21 protein-coding genes are annotated in these 19,014 nt (G+C 65.5%); 14 read left to right on the top strand and 7 right to left on the bottom strand.

What is annotated here, in order from left to right:
- Positions 1 to 114 precede the first annotated feature (114 nt).
- The 5 genes from QTL98_RS05195 to QTL98_RS05175 all read left to right on the top strand — a co-directional run bounded on the left by QTL98_RS05195 (position 115) and on the right by QTL98_RS05175 (position 5,119).
- The gene (locus QTL98_RS05195; protein WP_445681162.1) at positions 115 to 909 is read left to right on the top strand and encodes a DUF72 domain-containing protein; all 795 of its coding nucleotides are present in this window, start codon (positions 115 to 117) and stop codon (positions 907 to 909) included.
- A 278-nt stretch (positions 910 to 1,187) separates the two neighbouring features.
- On the top strand, positions 1,188 to 1,985 hold the full coding sequence (locus QTL98_RS05190; RefSeq protein WP_445681161.1) for a flagellin N-terminal helical domain-containing protein: 798 nt from the start codon (positions 1,188 to 1,190) through the stop codon (positions 1,983 to 1,985).
- A 14-nt stretch (positions 1,986 to 1,999) separates the two neighbouring features.
- Positions 2,000 to 2,524, top strand: a complete 525-nt coding sequence (locus QTL98_RS05185) for a hypothetical protein (protein WP_445681160.1) — start codon at positions 2,000 to 2,002, stop codon at positions 2,522 to 2,524.
- A gap of 16 nt (positions 2,525 to 2,540) precedes the next feature.
- Complete coding sequence (locus tag QTL98_RS05180) at positions 2,541 to 3,191, top strand: thiamine phosphate synthase (RefSeq protein WP_445681159.1); 651 nt, start codon at positions 2,541 to 2,543, stop codon at positions 3,189 to 3,191.
- Between the two features lie 236 nt (positions 3,192 to 3,427).
- Positions 3,428 to 5,119, top strand: coding sequence for a methyl-accepting chemotaxis protein (locus QTL98_RS05175; RefSeq protein WP_445681158.1), 1,692 nt, complete (start codon positions 3,428 to 3,430; stop codon positions 5,117 to 5,119).
- A gap of 18 nt (positions 5,120 to 5,137) precedes the next feature.
- Here QTL98_RS05175 and QTL98_RS05170 read toward each other — a convergent pair whose 3' ends face one another.
- The 3 genes from QTL98_RS05170 to QTL98_RS05160 are packed head-to-tail and all read right to left on the bottom strand — an operon-like array spanning position 5,138 to position 6,638.
- Entirely contained in the window at positions 5,138 to 5,746 is a 609-nt protein-coding gene (locus QTL98_RS05170) for a DUF4865 family protein (protein ID WP_445681157.1), read from the bottom strand.
- Entirely contained in the window at positions 5,746 to 6,201 is a 456-nt protein-coding gene (locus tag QTL98_RS05165) for a cupin domain-containing protein (RefSeq protein WP_445681156.1), read from the bottom strand. The genes QTL98_RS05170 and QTL98_RS05165 overlap by 1 nt, the downstream gene beginning before the upstream one ends.
- 23 nt (positions 6,202 to 6,224) lie before the next feature.
- Positions 6,225 to 6,638, bottom strand: coding sequence for a tautomerase family protein (locus QTL98_RS05160; protein ID WP_445681155.1), 414 nt, complete (start codon positions 6,636 to 6,638; stop codon positions 6,225 to 6,227).
- A 145-nt stretch (positions 6,639 to 6,783) separates the two neighbouring features.
- Here QTL98_RS05160 and QTL98_RS05155 point away from each other — a divergent pair, with 145 nt between their 5' ends.
- Together QTL98_RS05155 and QTL98_RS05150 are read left to right on the top strand one after the other, a co-directional pair.
- On the top strand, positions 6,784 to 7,713 hold the full coding sequence (locus QTL98_RS05155) for a LysR substrate-binding domain-containing protein (protein ID WP_445682091.1): 930 nt from the start codon (positions 6,784 to 6,786) through the stop codon (positions 7,711 to 7,713).
- Between the two features lie 130 nt (positions 7,714 to 7,843).
- The gene (locus tag QTL98_RS05150) at positions 7,844 to 8,392 is read left to right on the top strand and encodes a chemotaxis protein CheW (RefSeq protein ID WP_445681154.1); all 549 of its coding nucleotides are present in this window, start codon (positions 7,844 to 7,846) and stop codon (positions 8,390 to 8,392) included.
- Between the two features lie 229 nt (positions 8,393 to 8,621).
- On the opposite strand, the gene QTL98_RS05145 is transcribed toward QTL98_RS05150, so the two are convergent.
- Complete coding sequence (locus QTL98_RS05145) at positions 8,622 to 9,062, bottom strand: MaoC family dehydratase (RefSeq protein WP_445681153.1); 441 nt, start codon at positions 9,060 to 9,062, stop codon at positions 8,622 to 8,624.
- 12 nt (positions 9,063 to 9,074) lie between these two features.
- Positions 9,075 to 10,136, bottom strand: a complete 1,062-nt coding sequence (epmA, locus tag QTL98_RS05140) for an EF-P lysine aminoacylase EpmA (RefSeq protein ID WP_445681152.1) — start codon at positions 10,134 to 10,136, stop codon at positions 9,075 to 9,077.
- A 190-nt stretch (positions 10,137 to 10,326) separates the two neighbouring features.
- Here epmA and efp point away from each other — a divergent pair, with 190 nt between their 5' ends.
- The 6 genes from efp to QTL98_RS05110 all read left to right on the top strand — a co-directional run bounded on the left by efp (position 10,327) and on the right by QTL98_RS05110 (position 16,039).
- Entirely contained in the window at positions 10,327 to 10,893 is a 567-nt protein-coding gene (gene efp, locus QTL98_RS05135) for an elongation factor P (RefSeq protein WP_445681151.1), read from the top strand.
- A gap of 1 nt (position 10,894) precedes the next feature.
- Complete coding sequence (locus tag QTL98_RS05130; protein WP_445681150.1) at positions 10,895 to 11,692, top strand: inositol monophosphatase family protein; 798 nt, start codon at positions 10,895 to 10,897, stop codon at positions 11,690 to 11,692.
- A gap of 308 nt (positions 11,693 to 12,000) precedes the next feature.
- Complete coding sequence (locus QTL98_RS05125; RefSeq protein ID WP_445681149.1) at positions 12,001 to 12,888, top strand: OmpA family protein; 888 nt, start codon at positions 12,001 to 12,003, stop codon at positions 12,886 to 12,888.
- A 157-nt stretch (positions 12,889 to 13,045) separates the two neighbouring features.
- A complete protein-coding gene (locus tag QTL98_RS05120; protein WP_445681148.1) occupies positions 13,046 to 14,209 on the top strand; it encodes a flagellar motor protein MotA in 1,164 nt (387 codons plus the stop codon).
- 4 nt (positions 14,210 to 14,213) lie between these two features.
- The gene (locus QTL98_RS05115) at positions 14,214 to 15,494 is read left to right on the top strand and encodes a peptidoglycan -binding protein (protein WP_445681147.1); all 1,281 of its coding nucleotides are present in this window, start codon (positions 14,214 to 14,216) and stop codon (positions 15,492 to 15,494) included.
- Positions 15,495 to 15,583: 89 nt separating this feature from the next.
- Entirely contained in the window at positions 15,584 to 16,039 is a 456-nt protein-coding gene (locus tag QTL98_RS05110; RefSeq protein WP_445681146.1) for a DUF2147 domain-containing protein, read from the top strand.
- Positions 16,040 to 16,098: 59 nt separating this feature from the next.
- On the opposite strand, the gene QTL98_RS05105 is transcribed toward QTL98_RS05110, so the two are convergent.
- Entirely contained in the window at positions 16,099 to 17,907 is a 1,809-nt protein-coding gene (locus QTL98_RS05105) for an ABC transporter transmembrane domain-containing protein (protein WP_445681145.1), read from the bottom strand.
- Between the two features lie 175 nt (positions 17,908 to 18,082).
- On the opposite strand from QTL98_RS05105, the gene rpmE reads away from it, so the two are divergent.
- Positions 18,083 to 18,307, top strand: coding sequence for a 50S ribosomal protein L31 (gene rpmE, locus QTL98_RS05100; RefSeq protein ID WP_445681144.1), 225 nt, complete (start codon positions 18,083 to 18,085; stop codon positions 18,305 to 18,307).
- Between the two features lie 44 nt (positions 18,308 to 18,351).
- On the opposite strand, the gene QTL98_RS05095 is transcribed toward rpmE, so the two are convergent.
- Positions 18,352 to 18,894, bottom strand: a complete 543-nt coding sequence (locus QTL98_RS05095) for a DUF1465 family protein (RefSeq protein ID WP_445681143.1) — start codon at positions 18,892 to 18,894, stop codon at positions 18,352 to 18,354.
- Between the last annotated feature and the right edge of the window lie 120 nt (positions 18,895 to 19,014).

Raw genomic sequence — 19,014 nt, 5'->3', positions numbered from 1 at the left:
GGCCATCTTCACGAGCCGGCCCACAAGAAGCGGGTGTCCTGCGGCCCCGACTGGCTGTAAGCTCCGTTGCCAGAATGTTCCGGTATGCCGGGGACAAATAACGGGGAGACGGGGATGAGCGGACGCATTCGTTTCGGTATTGGCGGCTGGACTTTCGAGCCCTGGCGCGGGGCGTTTTATCCGGAAAAGCTCGCCCAGAAACGTGAGCTGGAATATGCGGCCGGCAAGCTCACCTCCATCGAGGTCAACGGCACCTATTACGGCTCGCAAAAGCCGGAGAGCTTTGCCAAATGGCATGATGAGACGCCGGAGGATTTTGTCTTCTCCCTCAAGGCCCCGCGCTTTTCGACCAACCGGCGTGTGCTGGCGGAAGCCGGGGAGAGCATCGAGCGCTTCTTCGCCAGCGGCCTTCTGGAGCTGAAAGATAAGCTCGGCCCCATCAACTGGCAGTTCATGGGCACCAAGAAGTTCGATCCTGAGGATTTCGGCGCGTTTTTGAAGCTGCTGCCCAAAAGCGTTGAGGGCCGGACCATCCGCCATGCGGTGGAAGTGCGGCATGAAAGTTTCCGCTCGCCGGATTTCATCGCCATGGTGCGCGAAGCCGGTGTTGCCATCGTGATGGCAGCCGACAGCGAATATCCGCAGATCGCCGATGTGACCGCCCCCTTCGTCTATGCCCGCCTGATGGGCACCAGCGAGGAGAACGAGAAGGGCTACAGCGACAAGGCGCTGGACCTGTGGGCGGCCCGGGCAAAGGAGTGGGCCGCGGGCGGCTTGCCGGACGGGCTGGAGACCGCCGTCGCCGGCAAGCCGGAAAAGGCGCCGCGCGATGTTTATTGTTACGTGATCAGCGGTCACAAGGTGAAGAACCCGGCCGCGGCCATGGCGCTCATCGAGCGGGCGGGATAAGGCACCGGCCCGGCGCCCGGAATCAGTGCCGCCGCGTCGGGCCAAAATGCCGCACCAGACCTGCAAACAGGCCCCCGTGAGGGTGCAGTGCAAAATCATGCACCCCGTGCGCCGCCGCTAAGCCCCGGATATCGCAGCCTTTCTGCCGGGCGCCTTACAGCTGCCCCAGCTTCCCCTTTTTTCGGCCGCCAGCTTTTCCTATAATTTGCGTTAAATATGAGAACAGCCTGACGTCCGCAGGATGCGCGACATAACCAGGATTAGGGGTACCAGGCATTATGGTTGACAGTATCGGCAGCAATGGCTCTGCCTTGCGCTCTGCGCAACAGGCAAGCCTGACCGCAACGACCTCCACTCCCGGCAGCGCGACTCTTACCGCAGCGCAAATTGCGCGCGCGCCGCGTGCCGGTGACAGCGCCTCCAATGTCTCCGTCAGCAACAACCGTGGCGACAGCGGTGCGGCCCGTGGCCAGCGCGCGCTTTCCTTCGGCAGCTCGCTGGTGCAATCCGCCAGCGACGGGCTTGCCGATATCGGCAGCGTGCTGAGCCAGATCGGCGACCTGCTGGATGAAGGCGGCAACGGCTCCGCGCCCAGCGATGAAGAGCGCGAGACGCTGAACGCCCGGCTGGACGAGATCGACCGCATTGCCGGCGACACGCGTTTTGAAGGAGCACCGCTGCTGGCAGGCAAGGGTCCACAGACCTTTGCACTGGCCAACGATGCCACCCCGGCCTCGACGCCCAGCGCCATCACGCTCAGCCCCGCCTCCACCCAGGCACTCGGCCTTGGCTCGCTCGACCTTACCACCGGGGCCGGCCGTACCGCCGCGCGTGAGGCGGTGGGCGCGGCGCAGCAGTTCGTCACCGGCCAGCTGAGCCAGCTCAACGCCACCTCCGCTGCGCTGGAACAGAGCAGCGCGGAAGTGGCCAGCATCAACGAAAACCAGTATGCCGCCGGCGCCAGTTTCGACACGCCGCCGGCCTCGGCACAAGCTTCCCTGCTGGCCGACCCGGCCGGTGCCTATGCTGCGCAGACGCAAAACCTGCCGCCAGCACTCTTGTCGCTCATCGGGTGATGGCAGGCCCCGTGATGGCAGGCGCCCCGGTGCCCCTGCCGCAGGTGGCCCTGCTGGTGACCGGCCCTGACGATATCGCGCTTGCAAAAGCGGCCCTCGCGCATCGCGCGGGGGCCGCTTTGCTTGTGCTGGTCAGTCCGCCCGGCTGGGGCGCCGGCTGGTGGCAGGCGCTGACGGGTGACCTCGCCGCTCCACTGGTAGCGCTGTTCGATGCGGGAGAAGAAAGTGGCAGCGTTCTGGCGGCACTTCACGCCGGATGCCGTGACGTGGCGGTGGAGAGCGGCCGGCTGCCCCCCCTTGCCGCTGAAAGCCTTGCCGATATCGCCCGCCAGACGGGCGCCCGGCTGCACCCGCGACCGGCAGGCCATATCCCCGTGCCTCGGAGCAACAACCCGGACTGGAAAGCCCGCTGGCTTGCCGAATGGCTCGACGCGGCCGCCGCATCCGGTTATGGGCAGGGCATGAAACAGCAAGACGGCGCCGCCGATCCGATGCCATCTTCGCCCCTGCCATCATCCGCTGCCTCCCACCCCAGTTGAGGACGAGCCCCCGAGCATGCATGACGAGTTTCCCTGCCGCCTTTACCTCGCCCTGCCGCCGCTGGGTGGCGAGACCACGGCCGCCAGCCTGCTGGGGCCGCTCTCCGAGGCACTGGAAAGCGGTGAGGTGCCGAGCCTGCTGCTGGATGTGAGCGCACTGACGCCGGCAGCCGCCCGCGAGGCGCTGATGCTGCTGACGCCGGTCGCCCAGAGCCATGGCACGGCCATGATGGTGGCCGGACATCCCGACGTCGCGCTCTCCTGCGGCTGCGACGGTATCCATATCGACGGGGCGGCGCAGGGCGCGGTCAAGGCCGTTAAATCCCTGCGGGCCGGCAATCCGGCAATCCTCATCGGCTTCGATGCCGGGCTCAGCCGCCATGCGGCGATGGAAGCCGGCGAAGCCGGGGCCGACGTCATCACCTTCAGCGATGAAGAGACCGTGGGCGTGGTGGAGGCCTGCAGCTGGTGGGTGCCGCTGTTCGAGGTGCCGTGCGTGGCCGGCGGTCACAACGCCCTCGTGGAAGTGGCGGCACTGGCCGCCTCCGGCGCCGATTTCGTGCTGCTGGGCGACGCCGTCTGGCGGCATCCCGGCGGCCCGGCGGCCGGTGTGCAGCAAGGTCTTGCCGCCCTTACCGTCCCGCTCGGCCGCAAGCTGCCGGTCTGAGTCCCGCCAGCGACACAGGAAAATACTTCAACCCCCCGTTGAGCGGTAGAAGCCGAAAAAGTAAATTCCACCTCAAGCAGAGCGAATACTGGTTTAGGACCGTAGCATTGCGCACCCAAGGATTTACCAAGACTATTCCTTGGTATTTCTCAACCAATTAACGCTGGCATTTTGCTCCGACACCTACTGATTCTGATCTCAACCCGAAATCAGTTTCAGCAATGCCGGGGCAGAAGATGAAGAACTGGAAAATCGGCACCAAGGTCATGCTCATCGTCGGCGTGATGGGCGCTGCACTGCTTGCGGACGGGACACTCTCCAGCATGTGGCTAGAACAGGGCGCCGCCAATTGCGAGCTGATCCACGAAATGGGCGAGGAAGTGCGCCTTGCCAACGAACTTGACCGGGCCGTGATCGAGCTCAACCGGGCCGAATACCGCACCGCCGTGACGCCTGCCGAATATGCCGCCATCCAGAAGAGCACGGCCGCGCTGACGGCCGATGCACTGGATGCCGTGCGCCAGTTGCAGGACATCGCCGACCCCTCCCAGCTCCAGCGGCTCACCGAGATGGAGGAGATGCTGAAGAGCTATGAGGGCCATCTGGCCCGCACCTTCCAGATCGCAGCGGAACACAGCAAGGTTGAACTGGATGCCGACCGCCGCGCCATCTTCGAGTCCGTAGAGCAAAGCAGCAACGATGCTGAGAAGCTGGACAAGGTGGTGCGTGACTATGTGGCCTATGCCGACGAAAGGGGTCAGCAGCTGGGGATCGCCACCCAGAAGACCGCCAACGAGGCGACCATCCTCAACATCGTGACCATCATTGCCGCCCTCGCCTTCGGGCTTATCGCCGGCCTGCTGATCTCCCGCCGGGGTATCGTGGCCCCGCTCAAGGGCATTATAGGGGTGATGGGCAAACTGACCGGCGGCGATTTTTCCGCCCCCGTAACCGGCACCGGCCGGCGCGACGAAATTGGCGACATCGCCCGCAGCGTGGAATTCTTCAAGCAGCAGATGGCCGAGAACGAGGCGCTGCGCCGTCAGCAGGAAGAGACCGAGAAACGTAACCGCGAGGAGCGCCGGCGCGACATGCTGGCACTGGCCGACAAGTTCGACAGCCAGGTGCGCGGGGTGGTGACTGCTATTGCCAAATCCAGCGAAGCACTGAGCAACTCGGCCCGTATCCTCTCGGCCAATGCCGAGGAGACCCAGCGCCAGAGCGCCGCCGTTTCCGCCGCCACCGAGCAGGCCTCTGCCAATGTGCAGAATGTGGCAACCGCCAGCGCCGAGCTCAGCGTTTCCATCGACGAAATTGCCCGGCAGGTGGAATCCGCCGCAAACATCACCCATGAAGCCTCGGACGAGGCCAGGGAGGTTGATGTCCGGATGGGCAGCCTTGCCGGCAGCACCGACAAGATCAGCCAGGTGGTGGAGCTGATCGCCACCATCTCTGGCCAGACCAACCTTCTGGCACTCAACGCCACCATCGAAAGCGCACGCGCCGGCGAGGCGGGCAAGGGCTTTGCCGTCGTCGCCAATGAAGTGAAGACGCTTGCCAGCCAGGCCCACAAGGCGACCGAAAGCATCACTGAACAGATCGGGACGGTGCAGAGCGAAACCAAATCGGCGGCGGATGTGATTGGCGCCATTACCGCCACCGTCAACCGTATCAGTGAACTCTCGGAAGCCCTGGCCGCCGCCGTTCAGGAACAGGGCGTGGCCACGGCCGAGATTGCCCGCAACGTGGAGCAGGCCGCCCAGGGCACGCAGGAGATTGCCGAGAACATTGTCGGCGTTTCGAACGCGGCGAGCGAAACCGGCACCATGGCCCAGCAGGTCTATGAGGCTTCCGCCCAGCTGAAAGCCCAGAGCGGCTCCCTGCAGGATGAAGTGCAGCGTTTCCTGGCCGAGGTCAGGGCCGCCTGACGGGCGGCCCTCCCGGCCCTATTCTCCGGCAGCGGCCAGCGAGATGTGGCCGACGCCATAGAGCCGCGCTCCGGCGGGCAGCGGCTTTTCGGGCAACTGCGCCAGCAGGCGAAAGCGCACCAGCGACCAGCCGGCGGGGTCATAGGCGGCGACGGCGGCAAGGGCATCCTCGCCTACCGCCTGCCACGCCGCCTCGCTCTCCTGCAAGCGCAACAGATCGAGGCGGGTATGCGGGGCAATCGGCGCCTCCTCGCGTACGGCATACCGTGCGCTCCCCACGTCCCTGCCCAGCGCCGCTTCCCACGGCACCCAGTGACGGACGACCGGCCAGCCGAAGGCGCCGCTGACACCGGCAAAACCGGGCCCGCAGACAAAATCATTCAGCCCGTCCGTCCGGCGCCAGAGATAGAAGGGCGCATAGAGGTTCTCCGCGGCAGCTTCCGGCGTCACCAGCCCCTCCGGCAACGGGTTGCCATCAGGCAGGCGATGACGGCGGGCGGTGAGATAGGCCTTGAAGGCAAGGCCGGGGAAACCGTCAAGCAACGGCCCCTTCTCGGCAATGCGCCGGTCGACAATCGTCATGTCGTAATCGGCCGGCAGGGTGAAGCTGTATTGCATGGCGATCATTATCCGGCGCTCCCCTGATGATGCCCCGTAGCGGACCCGGAAAGATCGACCGGCTCCAGCCAGTCGACCACCCGGCCACCGGCAACGGGCTGGATGCTGACATAGGTGAAAGGCATGGCCTCAGACGCGCCATGCCAGTGGCGCTCGCCGGGGGCGAACCAGACGAGATCGCCCGGCTGCAAGGTCTCTATGGGCCCACCAGATTTCTGCACGCGGCCAAGGCCGGAGACGGCGAGCAGAAACTGGCCGGCGGGGTGGCTGTGCCAGCGGGTGACCGTGCCGGGATCGAGCGATGCCCGCATCGCCGTCATCTCACCCTCGCGGACACTCTCGAACAGCGGCTCGACCCGGAAGGGCGCTGAAGCAATGCCTTCCGGCGAGGAAACGATATGTTCGCCGGGCCGGCGCAGGGTCATGACCGGCGGCAAGGCTGCCGGATCGGCGGAACTGGACATGGCGATATCTCCTGGCCCGGGCTTCAGACGACCGCGGCTTCGGCGGCCTCAACCATCTGAAGCCGGCCATCGGAGAAGGACCATTCGTCCATCTGGCTTGTCGAAATGACGACCATGACATCGGCGGGACGGATGCCGGCGGACGCAGCAAGCAGTTCGGTCAGACGCCGGCAGAAGGCTGCCTTTACCTTCGTGCTGCGCGGCCGGCCCGCGGTGATGGCGAAGATGATGAAGTCGTCGCTGCGCGGACCTTCGGCGCCGCCAAAATAGGCGCGGTCGAAGACCAGTTCGCCGGGCCGGGCCTGCTGGATGATCTGGAACCGGTCCGTCGGCGGAACATCATAGGCCTCGACCAGTGCCTGATGCAGGCTGTCGCTGACCGCCTTGAGATAGGACTGGGACTTGCCCTCGGTCAGGGTGATGCGGGTAAGCGGCATGGCTTTTTCCTCTGTTTGTCCGGCGCCAACGGGCAGGCGCACCGGCTTGACGAGAGAAAAGTGCCACTTCACAATCATCCATAAAATATCATAGTTTTTGACAATTCATCCTGTTTTTCGGGATTGTTTTGTGGAGCGTCTTCTCATGCAGCGGGTCAATTTCGATCTGGACGTGATGCGCAGCTTCGTGACCGGCATGGAGCTGGGCAGCTTCGCGCGGGCTGCCGACCGGCTCGGCCGCTCCACCTCCGCGGTGAGCGCCCAATTGAAGAAGCTGGAAGAACAGGCCGGCACGCCGATCTTCCGCAAGGCAGGCCGCGGCCTCGCCCTGACCGACAGCGGCGAGTTGCTGCTGGGCTACGCAAGGCGCCTCCTGGAGCTGAATGACGAGGCGGCCATCGCCCTCAAGGGCACCGAGCTCACCGGCCAGGTCCGGCTGGGCCTGCAACAGGATTTCGGCGAGACGGTGCTGCCGCAGGTGCTGGCGCGGTTTGCACGGGCTCACCCGAAAGTGCGCATCGAGGCCCGCATCGCCCGTAATGCCGAACTCATGGCGGGGATTCGCGGCGGCGAGCTTGATCTGGCGCTGGCATGGGACGACGGCGCCCCGGCCCCGCGGGGCGAGAAGGTGGCGCAGCTGCCGCTGTGCTGGGTGGCCAGTGCCAGCGAACCCCTGCCCTGGCACGCCGGCGAGGACGCGCCCTTGCCACTGGCGGTGCTGGACGCCCCCTGCCTGCTGCGCAGCGCCGCGATTGCCGCGCTCGACCGCAGCGGTATTGCCTGGCGGCTCGCCTTCGTCAGCCACAGCCTTGCCGGCCAGTGGGCGGCTACCGCGGCGGGCCTTGCGCTTTCCATGCGCACGCCCGCGGGGCTGCCGCCCAGCGTGCGGCGGGTGCCGGCCGAAGAGATTGGCCTGCCGGCGCTCGGCAGCCTCGGCCTCATGCTGCATCAGGCCGAGGCCACGCCGGATCCGGCGACAAGCCGGCTGGCCGAGCTAATCCGGCAGGCCGTCGGCGAGGCCGCGCCGGCCTGGCAGGCGGGCACACATACCCCCTTGCCTATCCCTTTGGCGTAGGCTGCCCCATCCCCTTTGCCGCTTCCGCCTTGCCCGGAATCATGTTTTAGTGCGCGCAGAAGCATTTATGCTGTTTTGAGCATCCGATCCTTCACCTGTCAGACACAAATCACGGTCGAGGTTAGGCATAATGAGCGGTGGCGTTCCTGTAGCCCGTAGCGGGCGTGGCAATCTCGTGGCCGACCGTGGCTCGCGACAAATCCAGCTGCTTACCATCAAGGTGGCTGGACAGCTGGTGGGCGTGCCCATCACCCGCGTGCGCGACGTGCTGTTTCTCGACAAGGTGACCAAGGTGCCGCTGGCACCGAAGGAAGTCCTGGGTGTCATCAACCTGCGCGGCCGTATCGTCACGGTTGTCGATGCGCATTCCGCGCTCGGCTTCTCCGCCGATACCCGCCCAGAGCGCATGATGTGCGTGACGGCCGAAGCCGGCGGCGACCTTTATGGCGTGGCCGTTGACCGTGCGGACGACCTGCTCTCCGTGAACGTCTCCGACATTCACCCGAATCCCTCCACCCTGCCGCAGCCCTGGCGCTCGCTGAGCCACGGCATCGTGACGCTGGACGGCAACCTGCTGGCCGTGGTGGACATCAACCGCCTGATCGCGCGCGCCAACCAGTCCGGCAGCGCCGTGAATCTCGAGGACGAAGCGCTGGCGAGCCTGTTCGAAGCCGCCTGAGCCTTCAGCGTTAATCAAAGGCGACAAAGCCCGGGTGGAAACGCTCGGGCTTTTTGCTTTACGGGATCGGGGCGGAGAAGGCGGGACCGCTCACATCCCCATCCGCCCTCTGCGAGGGCACCTTCCCCACGCGTGGGGAAGGCAAAACCATTGATATCCCTCCCCATTCATGGGGAGGGTGCCCGAAGGGCGGGTGGGGGTGTGGACGGCTTGACTTGTCGCCCCCCAACTACGGGCGCCGCGGCACGACCAGCTTCATGGTGGTAACCTGCACCGTATCGCCCTTCTGGTTACGGGTTTCGCTGCGCAGGGTCACAAGGCCGCGCTCGGGATGGCTGCGCGAAGCGCGCACCTCCAGCACCTCGCTCACCACCGTCAAGATGTCTCCCGGCCGGGTCGGGCGGGGCCAGGCTATCTCGCCGCCGGCGCCGATCAGGCCACCGGCCACAGGAACACTGGCAACCAGCAACTTCATGGCAAGGGCAGAGACATGCCAGCCGCTGGCGGCAAGACCGCCGAAGAAGGTGCCCGTGGCCGCCTCTTCATCCAAATGGAAGGGCTGCGGATCATACTCGGCGGCAAACACCTTGATGGCCCCGGCCGTCAATTCCAGCGCGGCGCTGGTGAAGGTTCGCCCCGGCTCCAGATCATCAAGATAAAGCAGCTCCATCGCCCCTCTCCGTCAGGCGACCGGTGCGACCGGCAGCCACAGCACCTCTTCCAGCTTCTGCGCCCCCGTCGCCAGCATCACCAGCCGGTCGAACCCAAGGGCGATGCCAGCGCAATCCGGCATCGCGGCGACAGCGGCGAGAAAGTCCTCGTCGATGGGATAACGCTCGCCATAGAGCCTCTCCTTCATGTCCATATCGGCCTCGAAGCGGCGGCGCTGCTCGGCAGGATCGGTCAGTTCGGAAAAGGCATTGGCGAGTTCCACCCCCGAGACATAAAGCTCGAAGCGCTCGGCCACGCGCCCGTCTTTCGGGCTGGGGCGGGAAAGGGCCGCCATGCTGACCGGATAGTCGCACAGGATGGTCGGCGCGCCCTCGCCCAGATGCGGCTCGATGCGCTCCAGGAGGATGCGGAAAAAAAGATCCTCCCAGGTGTCCCCATCATGCGGCGTGATGCCGGCCTTGCGGGCGGCTTCGGCCAGCAGCGTGACGTCGGGCGCCCACGGATCGGGGGCGGTTGCCAGCACATCGATGCCGGTATGGCGGGTAAAGGCATCCGCCACCGAAAGCCGCTCCCACGGGGCGAAGACATCGCACGTCATGCCGCCCCGATCCGCCATCCGGCGACCGGCGGTGGTGAAGGCCGCGCGCACCAGAGCCACACAGTCTTCCATCAGCGCCTCATAGGTGACGCCGGTGCGATACCACTCCAGCATGGTGAATTCGGGATGATGGGTGGGCGAGCGCTCGCCATTGCGCCAGACGCGGGCGAACTGGAAGATGCGCTCCATGCCGCCCGCCAGCAGCTTCTTCATCGCGAATTCGGGCGAGGTGTGGAGATAAAGCTGTCGCGCCTCACCGGCATAAGGGCCCCTCAGCTCGGTGGCGAAGGCAATGAGATGCACCTCGAGCCCGGGGCTTACCTGCAGGGACGGCGTCTCCACCTCGGCAAAGCCGGCGGCGCCAAACCAGCCCCGAAAGGCGGACTGGATACGCGCGCGGGCAGCAAGATTGGCGCGGCGCGCAGCAAGCGCGGCAGGATGCCAGGCGGGCGCAGAGGCAGCGGCTAAAGACATGAAAGCACCGGAAAACGGGAGAAAACAGACAATCGGGCGCCAATGCCCGGGCCAATTCATATGGAATTACAGCAAATTACGCCAGCGCATGGCCCTTCGCGCACAAATCATAGCCCAAACATTTGCCTCTCATGGGGCGGTCTGCTAGGTTCCGCCCCCATATTTCCACGACATATCGGTTTTGGGCAGAATGAAAGTTCAAGCCAACACAGTACGTCCCGGCCACGTGCTGGAACGCGAAGGCAAGCTCTGGGCCGTTCTCAACACCCAGATCGTGCAGCCCGGCAAGGGCGGCGCCTTTATCCAGGTTGAGATGAAGGAACTCAAGTTCGGCACCAAGACGACCGACCGGTACCGCACCGGTGAGACCGTCGAACGCGCCTATCTCGAGGAAAAGGAATTCACCTTCCTGTTCCCCGACGGCGAGAACTTCACCTTCATGGATGGCGAGACTTTCGAGCAGCTTGCCGTTCCGGGCGAGATCATCGGCGACAAGGCCCCCTTCCTGCAGGACGGCATGAAGGTCGACATCTCCCTGTTCGAAGGCACCCCGCTGTCGGTCACGCTGCCGAAGCATGTGACGCTGACCATCACCGAGGCTGACGCCGTGGTGAAGGGCCAGACAGCTTCGTCCTCCTACAAGCCCGCCATTCTCGAGAACGGCGTGCGCGTCATGGTGCCGCCCTTCATCGAAGCCGGCGAGCGCATCGTGGTTGCCACCGAAGACGCCACCTACGTGGAACGGGCCAAGGGCTGATATGGCGCAGCTCACCACACTGGTCACCGTCATGTCGCGCGCTGCCGAAAAGGCGGCGCGTGGCCTTCGCCGCGACTTCGGCGAAGTGGAGCAGCTGCAGGTCTCCGTAAAGGGGCCGAGCGACTTCGTCTCCAATGCCGACCGCAATGCCGAGAAGATCATCCGCGAGGAGCTGCAGAAGGCGCGCCCCGGGTACGGTTTCGTGCTGGAGGAATCCGGCGTCATTCCGGCCAAGGATAGCGACCAGCGCTGGATCGTCGACCCGCTCGACGGCACCACGAACTTCCTGCACGGCATCCCGCACTTCGCCATCTCCATCGCGCTTGAAAAGGCCGGTGAGCTGGTGGCCGGCATTGTCTTCAACCCGATCAGCAGCGAGCTGTACTGGGCGGAAAAGGGTGTCGGTGCGTTCCTCAACGACAAGCGCCTGCGCGTTTCGGGCCGCCGGAAGCTGGAAGACGCGGTGGTTGCCACCGGCATTCCGCACCGTGGGCGCCCGGGCCGGGAAGCCTTCGAGGGCGAACTTAACCGCGTGATGCCGGAAGTGGCCGGCGTGCGCCGCATGGGTGCTGCCTCGCTCGACCTCGCCTATGTGGCGGCGGGCCGCTACGAGGGTTACTGGGAAACCGCGCTCAACAGCTGGGACGTGGCAGCCGGTATCCTTCTCGTGCAGGAAGCCGGCGGCTTCGTGACCGAGATCGGCGGCGGCAAGGACTTTGCCGGCGGCAAGAGCGTGCTGGCCACCAATGGCCATCTGCACCGCCAGCTCAACGGCCTCATCACCGGCAAGAGCGCCTGAGGCGAAAGCCAGGTGCCCCTGACGCGCAAGAACAAGGGCCGCCGGTTTCCGGCGGCCTTTTTCTTTTAAAACACGCCCTGCCGAGTCGAAATCAGGCTGGTGCGACGCAAAAAGAGCGGCCCGGCCATAGCTTAGCGGCTTTGCGGCACTGCGCGCGATAGTATAGGCTTGTGCCCCGAGCGACTCCGGCGGCATGAAGAGGCCGCCGGGGGCCGCCCGCCAGATAAAAACGGCCGGCACTGGCAAACCGGGCATTGGGCAGGGGTACAGGGGCTTTCATGCGATTTTCAGGCGCTTCTCTGACGGGCATGGCCGCACTGACGGCCAGCCTTGCGCTGGGCATCGGCTCTGCGGCACCGGCAACGGCCCAGGTCATCATCGGTGAGGTGAGCCCGCCGGCGGTAACCGTCGATCTCGGCGCCATCGACCAGCTCTCCGGCGATGCCGCCCCGCCCGCCCCGGCGCCCCGCACCAAAGTAAATGCCGCTCCGCTGGCGCCGGCCAAGGGTGCCGCCCCCGCGAAGGTCCCGGCCGCACCGGCCAAGGCAGCGCAGGCCAAACCGGCACCGGCACCCAAGCCCGCAACACCCCCGGCACCGGCCAAGGTGGCGCAGCCGGCTGCGCCCAAGCCGCTGGCCACAGCCCCGGCGGCTGTTACCGCGGCCCCGGCTGCTCCGGCCCCGACCGCAAGTGCACCGGCAACGCCGACGGCGCCGAAGCCGGTGAGCGCTCCGCCGGCGGCCCCGGTCGCTCCGGCGCCCCAGCCAACACCTGCTCCTGCGCCAACACCGGCCCCCGCCGCGACCCCTGCGCCGGCTCCCGCCCCGGCTCCCAGCGCACCGGCGGCGCAGCCTGCCTCTGTACCGCCGAAGCCGGCTGCCGCACCCGCCGATACGCTGCGCCTTGATTTCAGCACCACGCAGATTGCCCTTTCCGATGCCGACAAGGCCTCGCTCGACAAGATCGTCGCGGCGAGCGCTGCGGATGAGGAAACCCGCATCGAAGTGCTGGCCTATGCCGAAAACGTGCCGGACGATCCTTCCAAGGCGCGCCGCATGTCGCTGAGCCGCGCGCTTGCCGTGCGCAGCCATCTGATCGATGCCGGCGTGCGCAGCACGCGTATCGATGTGCGGGCACTGGGGGATGAATATGGCAACGGCCCGCATGACCGCGTGGACGTGCGACTGGTGAAGTAAGGCGGGGCGGCCCGCCGCCTCTCAAAAACGTCACATTGCACGCTCTAGACTGACGGGCGGCGGCTCGCCTGCCTGGAAGCCCCGAGACAAGAGAACCGCCCGTCACCTGTCCTGATTGCCACCTGTCCTGATCGATAGCGAAAGCCCCGGCAGACCCATGACCCGCGTTACCCGCTACCTGACCCGAATGGTGCTGTTTGTTGCCGCTGTCGGCATCGTGATCCTGATGCTGCTGCAGGGTGTGTTGCACGCCTTCAGCGCCAATCCGGGGCTTAACGGCGTCATCCTCGGCACGGCGTTTCTGGGCATCATCTATAATTTCCGCATGGTTTTGATGCTGCGGCGGGAGATCAACTGGCTGGAAGCGTTCCGCTCCGACCGGCAGGTGCTCTCCAGCAACGCCCCGCTGCCGCCGCGCCTGCTGGCGCCGCTTGCCAACATGCTGGGCGAAAAGCGCGAGCGCTTCAGCCTCTCCGCCCTTTCCATGCGCTCGCTGCTGGACGGGCTCGGCACCCGCCTTGATGAGCTGCGCGAAATCTCGCGTTACCTCATCGGCCTTCTCATCTTCCTTGGCCTGCTCGGCACCTTCTGGGGTCTTCTCGGCACCATCGCCTCGGTGCGCGATGTGGTGGGTGCGCTCGGCTTTTCCGGCACCAACGATGTGGCGTCGGCCTTCGACGATCTGAAGCGCGGCCTTGAAGCGCCGCTCGGTGGCATGAGCACGGCTTTCAGCGCCTCGCTCTTCGGCCTTGCCGGCTCGCTGGCGCTCGGTTTCCTCGACCTGCAGGCCGGCCAGGCGCAGAACCGCTTTTATAATGACGTGGAAGACTGGCTGTCTTCCGCCACCCGGCTTTCCAGCGGCGCGCTCGGCACCTCGCTGGAAGCGGGCGAAGGCGTGGGCGGCACGCCGTCGGCTTATCTGCAGGCACTGATGGAGCAGACGGCGGAGAACCTTGAAGGGCTCCAGCGTACCATCGCCACCAGCGAAGAGCGGCGGCGCGGCAGCGAAGCCGCGCTCCTGGACCTGACCGACAAGCTGTCGCGCTTTACAGACCAAATGAAGGCCGAGCAGTCCCTGCTGCTGAAGATCGGCGAAAGCCAGATGCAGATGCGCCCGATCATGAACCGTCTGGCCGACGCCATCGAAGGCGGCCAGATGGGCATCGACGAGCAGACGCAGAGCCACATCCGCAGCATGGACGTGCTGCTGCAGCACATCCGGCAGGAGCTGGGCGAAGGACGCCTGCAATCCACTGCGGAAATCCGCAACGAGATCAAGCTGCTCGCCCGTACCATCTCGGCACTGGCCGAGGAGGGCTGAGCCCATGCGCGGCGGCCGCTTTTCGGGCAGGCAGAGCAGTATCGATGTCTGGCCGGGCTGGGTGGATGCACTTTCCTCGCTGGTGATGGTCATCATCTTCGTGCTGCTGGTCTTCATGATCGGGCAGTACTACCTCTCCTCCGCCCTGACCGGCCGCGATCAGCAGGTGGACAAGCTCTCGCGTCAGGTGGCTGAGCTTTCGGATCTGCTGGCGCTGGAGAAGGACGACAATTCCAACCTGCGCCTCAACATCACCAGCCTCTCCGACCAGCTGCAAAGTGCGCTCAGCACGCAGGACACGCTGAAGGCGACGCTCGGCCAGATGCAGACCGAGCGCGACGAGGCGCGCGACAGTTCGAGCCGCCAGGGCTTGCAGCTCGCCAGCCTCCAGGCCGACATCAAGACCTTGCAGGAAGTGCGCGACAAGCTGGAGGCGCAGGTGGCTGCGCTCTCCACCCAGCTGGAAGGCGCCAAGGCTGATGGCGCCAAGCTACTGTCGGAACTGGGCGACCTGCGCGACCGGTCGAAGAAGCTGGAGGCGGAACTCGCCGACCAGAATGAAAAGACCATGCTCAAGCAGAGCGAGATCGACGACAAGGACCAGCGCATCCAGGTGCTGAGCGCCGATCTGGACCAGGAGAAGGCGCTGAGCGCCGAAAGCCAGGCCAAGGTTGACCAGCTTTCCGCCCAGATTGCCGAACTCAACAAGCAGGTGGCCGCGCTCAACAACGCGCTCGATGCCATCGATGCCGAGAACAAGGCCAAGAATGTGCAGATCCTCGATCTGCAAGGCCGCCTCAATGCCGCGCTCGCCACCAAGGTGCAGGAGCTGCAGCGCTACCGCTCCGACTTCTTCGGCCGGCTGCGCGAGGTGCTGGGCAGCCGCGACGATGTGCGCATCGTGGGCGACCGCTTCGTCTTCCAGTCCGAAGTTCTTTTTGCCTCCGGCTCGGCCGATATCGGCGATCCCGGCAAGCAGCAGCTCGCCAAGTTCGCCCAGACCCTGCTCAGCATCTCGAAGGACATTCCGGACGATCTGGACTGGGTGCTGCGCATCGACGGACATACCGACGATGTGCCGATCAGCACGCCGCAATTCCCCTCCAACTGGGAACTGTCGTCGGCGCGTGCCATCGCGGTGCTGAAGTTCCTCGTCTCGCAGGGAGTGCCGGCGCAGCGGCTGGCAGCGGCGGGTTTTGCCGAATATCAGCCGCTTGATGCCGCTGGCACGCCGGATGCGCGTAAGCGTAATCGCCGCATCGAGATGAAACTCGACCAGCGCTGAGCGACAATTTTCAGGCGGGGCTGGATTTCGCTGCCGATTTCATTAGATTTCTAATGAAATAAAACAGAAAACGCAGTGGAGGAAACCCGATGTCCCACAAACTTGCCGCCACCCTCGGCGGCCTTGCGCTCGCGGCACTGGCGGCTGGCCTTGCCCCGGCGGCTAAGGCAGCGGCTGCCGATGCCATTGTCGGCACCTGGATGACGCCGGAGCAGGACAGCAAGATCACCATCGAACCGTGCGGCAGTGCCTATTGCGGTCATATCAGCTGGCTGAAGAACCCGCTCGACGACAAGGGCAACCCCAAGGTCGACATCAACAACAAGAAGGAAGAGCTGCAGAGCCGGCCGATCCTCGGCATGCAGATGATCAGCGAGCTGAAACCCAACGCCGATGGCGGCTGGGAGGACGGCAAGATCTATAATCCGCGCGACGGCGGCACCTACGCCTCCAAGGCCGCGCTTGAGGGCGACGTGCTGAAGGTAAAGGGCTGCATCCTCTTTCTGTGCAAGTCGCAGGACTGGACCCGCACGACGGCCCCCTGACACAGCGGGCACAAAAAAGGCGGGGCCGGTCAGGCCCCGCCTTTTGCTTTTCCTGAGGCTCAGGCGGCGAATTGCAGCCGGGCAAGCTCGGCATAAAGCCGGCTCTCGGCCATCAGGCTGTCATGGGTGCCGCTCTCGACGATGCGGCCCTTGTCCATCACCACGATACGGTCGGCGGACTGCACGGTGGCAAGCCGGTGGGCGATGACAAGGGTGGTGCGACCCTGCATCAGGCTGTTCAGCGCGTCCTGCACATATCGCTCGGACTGGGCGTCGAGCGCGCTCGTCGCCTCATCCAGCAGCAGGATGGCGGGATCGCGCAGGATAGCGCGAGCAATAGCGATGCGCTGGCGCTGCCCGCCGGAAAGCCGCACGCCGCGCTCGCCCAGCTGGCTGGCAAAACCCTCCGGCATCGCTTCGATGAAATCCAGCGCATGGGCAGCGCGGGCGGCTTCCCGCAGGGCCGCATCGTCCGCCCCCGGCCGGCCATAGCGAATATTGTCGGCAACACTGGCGGAGAAGATGAACGGGTCTTGCGGCACAAGGCCGATACGGCGGCGCCAGTCCTGCGGCAGGGCCTGCCGCGCCTCTACGCCATCAATCAGCACTTCCCCCTGCTGCGGATCGTAGAAACGCAGCAGCAGCTGGAAGAGCGTGGTCTTGCCGGCGCCGGACGGGCCGACGACGGCAACCGTCTCTCCGGGGGCAACCGTAAGGTCCACCCCGTCGAGCGCGCTCGTCTCCGGCCGCGAAGGGTAGCGGAAGCTGACGGCGCGGAAGGTCACTTCCCCCCGGGGCGGTTCGGGCAGGGCAAGCGGGGCTTCCGGCTCTACAAGGGCAGAGCGGAAACCGAGAATCTCGACAAGACGCTCGGCGGCACCGGCAGCGCGTTGCAACTCGCCCACCACTTCGGACAGGGCGGCGGCAGAGCCGGCAACCGCAACGGCATAGAAGACGAAGGCAGAAAGCTGGCCCGCGCTCATGCGGCCGGCCAGCACGTCATGCCCGCCGGCCCAGAGCACGATGCCGATACCGGTAAAGACCAGCAGCACGACCACGGCGCCCAGCAGGGCGCGCATGCCGATCCGGCTGATGGCACCGGAAAAGGCGGCTTCCGAGGCGCCGCCAAAGCGCCCCTCCTCATAATCCTCGCGGGTGAAAGCCTGCACGGTGCGGATCGCCTCCATCACCTCCCCGGCCCGCGCGCTCATATCGGCAATCAGATCCTGTGAGCTGCGCGACAGGCGGCGCACGCGGCGGCCAAGGGTGAGGATGGGAATCAGCACCACCGGCACCACCAGCAATACAAGGCCGGTGAGCTTGGGGCTGGTGATCATCAGCATGACGATGCCGCCGGCAGCCGTCAGCATGTTGCGCAGGGCAATGGAGATGGTGGAGCCGACGGCCGTTTGCATCACGGCGGTATCGGAAGTGAGGCGGGAAAGCGCATCGCCGGTGCGAGAGGTCTCGTAAAATCCGGGATCAAGGCTTACAAGACGGGCGAAGACGGCGCGCCTGAGATCGGCCACCACCCGCTCTCCCACCCAGGAGACCATGAAGAATCGGGTGAAGGTGGAGAGGGCCAAAAGGGCCACCACGGCGAGCATGACGATGAGCGCCTGATCGAGCAGGGCGGGATTTCCACCGGCAAAACCGCGATCGACCAGCAGCTTCAGACCGCTGCCGAAGGCCAGCAAGGTGCCGGAGGCGATGACCAGCGCCACGCCGGCAAGCGCCAGACGCCGCCAGTAAGGCCGCAGAAAAGGCCACAGCGCTGCCAGCACCGGCGCGGAGCCGGCGAGACCGGCCCGGGGGGCGGGAGAGGCGGAAGAAACCGATTTGCCGGAATTTGGAGCGGGTGCTTGCACTGGCCTGTCGCTTTGGGTATAAGGCCGCACTCTCGCGGCTTAGTGAGATCCCGATAATCGCAAGGTGCCACCGGGACGGTCCCAGAACGGGATGCGGAAGGTGGCTGATTGTATTTGAGGCGGGTGGCCCGGATTACAAGCCGGTAAATGCCTGCCAATCAAGGAGCGGTCGACCATGAAGGCTGACATTCACCCGGACTACCACGAGATCACCGTGGTCATGACCGACGGCACGCAGTTCAAGACCCGCAGCACCTACGGCGCCGCTGGCGACACGCTGCGTCTGGACATCGACCCGAAGTCTCATCCCGCCTGGACCGGCAGCACCAACGCCAACCTCAAGGAAGGCGGCCAGGTGGCCAAGTTCAACAAGCGTTTCGCGAACTTCGGCATCAAGTAAGGCTTGCGGCGGCGCCAGCCGCCCTGCCCTTGAGGCTTGTGGTTTCAGACAGGGTGCCCCACGGGGCGCCCTGTTTGCGTTTGGCCAACGGCAGCGCCGGACGCCAGATGCCGGCGGCTCATCTCGTCGAGCCGCTTGATTCGCACATAAAGCTGGTAGGAGCGCTCCAGCAGGCTGCGCAGGCCGCCCGGCATATCCTCCAGCTCTTCAAGTGCGTTTTCGAGGCAGACACCCTCGGCGCCGAGGGCATAGAACTCGGCCACTTCCAGATCGAACTCGATCTCGCCGGCAAAAACGGCGCGCTGGGCCAGAAGCCAGGCCATCACCTGCGTCAGCCGGCAGGTGATTCGCATGCTCTCGCAACTGGTGCGCAGGCGGCGGCCGGATTCTTCCGACGCCGGGGCTGCGGGTCGCGCCCCGTCGCTGGCGACCAGATGCGGGCGGGACGATGCCGGAGCGAGGGGATAGCTGCTGCCGGAGGAGCCCGGAAAGCTGCGGTGATGCGCCATATAGTTACGCGCCTCGACGAGCAGGTCGAACGCCTCGTCATAAGTGCGCAGAAAATGAGCCGTCTCAGCACTCGCCACGCTTCGCCTTCCCCGTACCGTTGGATCCGGAGCAGATGAACCCGGCGGCGCTGTCCGGCACGATGACCGGAGGCAAGCCGCCGGAAGGCTCACCATCCCTGAATTAAGCTAGTAGCTTTG

The organism is Radicibacter daui (genome assembly GCA_030657355.1).
GTDB lineage: Bacteria > Pseudomonadota > Alphaproteobacteria > Radicibacterales > Radicibacteraceae > Radicibacter > Radicibacter daui.
Note: the sequence above shows the minus strand (reverse complement) of the source record. Positions and strands in the feature narration are given on the sequence as shown.

Bases quoted from the DNA above. Each gene is read 5' to 3' on its own strand.
- QTL98_RS05195 (WP_445681162.1), top strand. From the start codon at position 115: ATGAGCGGACGCATTCGTTTCGGTATTGGCGGCTGGACTTTCGAGCCC.
- QTL98_RS05190 (WP_445681161.1), top strand. From the start codon at position 1,188: ATGGTTGACAGTATCGGCAGCAATGGCTCTGCCTTGCGCTCTGCGCAA.
- QTL98_RS05185 (WP_445681160.1), top strand. From the start codon at position 2,000: ATGGCAGGCGCCCCGGTGCCCCTGCCGCAGGTGGCCCTGCTGGTGACC.
- QTL98_RS05180 (WP_445681159.1), top strand. From the start codon at position 2,541: ATGCATGACGAGTTTCCCTGCCGCCTTTACCTCGCCCTGCCGCCGCTG.
- QTL98_RS05175 (WP_445681158.1), top strand. From the start codon at position 3,428: ATGAAGAACTGGAAAATCGGCACCAAGGTCATGCTCATCGTCGGCGTG.
- QTL98_RS05170 (WP_445681157.1), bottom strand. From the start codon at position 5,746: ATGATCGCCATGCAATACAGCTTCACCCTGCCGGCCGATTACGACATG.
- QTL98_RS05165 (WP_445681156.1), bottom strand. From the start codon at position 6,201: ATGTCCAGTTCCGCCGATCCGGCAGCCTTGCCGCCGGTCATGACCCTG.
- QTL98_RS05160 (WP_445681155.1), bottom strand. From the start codon at position 6,638: ATGCCGCTTACCCGCATCACCCTGACCGAGGGCAAGTCCCAGTCCTAT.
- QTL98_RS05155 (WP_445682091.1), top strand. From the start codon at position 6,784: ATGCAGCGGGTCAATTTCGATCTGGACGTGATGCGCAGCTTCGTGACC.
- QTL98_RS05150 (WP_445681154.1), top strand. From the start codon at position 7,844: ATGAGCGGTGGCGTTCCTGTAGCCCGTAGCGGGCGTGGCAATCTCGTG.
- QTL98_RS05145 (WP_445681153.1), bottom strand. From the start codon at position 9,062: ATGGAGCTGCTTTATCTTGATGATCTGGAGCCGGGGCGAACCTTCACC.
- epmA (WP_445681152.1), bottom strand. From the start codon at position 10,136: ATGTCTTTAGCCGCTGCCTCTGCGCCCGCCTGGCATCCTGCCGCGCTT.
- efp (WP_445681151.1), top strand. From the start codon at position 10,327: ATGAAAGTTCAAGCCAACACAGTACGTCCCGGCCACGTGCTGGAACGC.
- QTL98_RS05130 (WP_445681150.1), top strand. From the start codon at position 10,895: ATGGCGCAGCTCACCACACTGGTCACCGTCATGTCGCGCGCTGCCGAA.
- QTL98_RS05125 (WP_445681149.1), top strand. From the start codon at position 12,001: ATGGCCGCACTGACGGCCAGCCTTGCGCTGGGCATCGGCTCTGCGGCA.
- QTL98_RS05120 (WP_445681148.1), top strand. From the start codon at position 13,046: ATGACCCGCGTTACCCGCTACCTGACCCGAATGGTGCTGTTTGTTGCC.
- QTL98_RS05115 (WP_445681147.1), top strand. From the start codon at position 14,214: ATGCGCGGCGGCCGCTTTTCGGGCAGGCAGAGCAGTATCGATGTCTGG.
- QTL98_RS05110 (WP_445681146.1), top strand. From the start codon at position 15,584: ATGTCCCACAAACTTGCCGCCACCCTCGGCGGCCTTGCGCTCGCGGCA.
- rpmE (WP_445681144.1), top strand. From the start codon at position 18,083: ATGAAGGCTGACATTCACCCGGACTACCACGAGATCACCGTGGTCATG.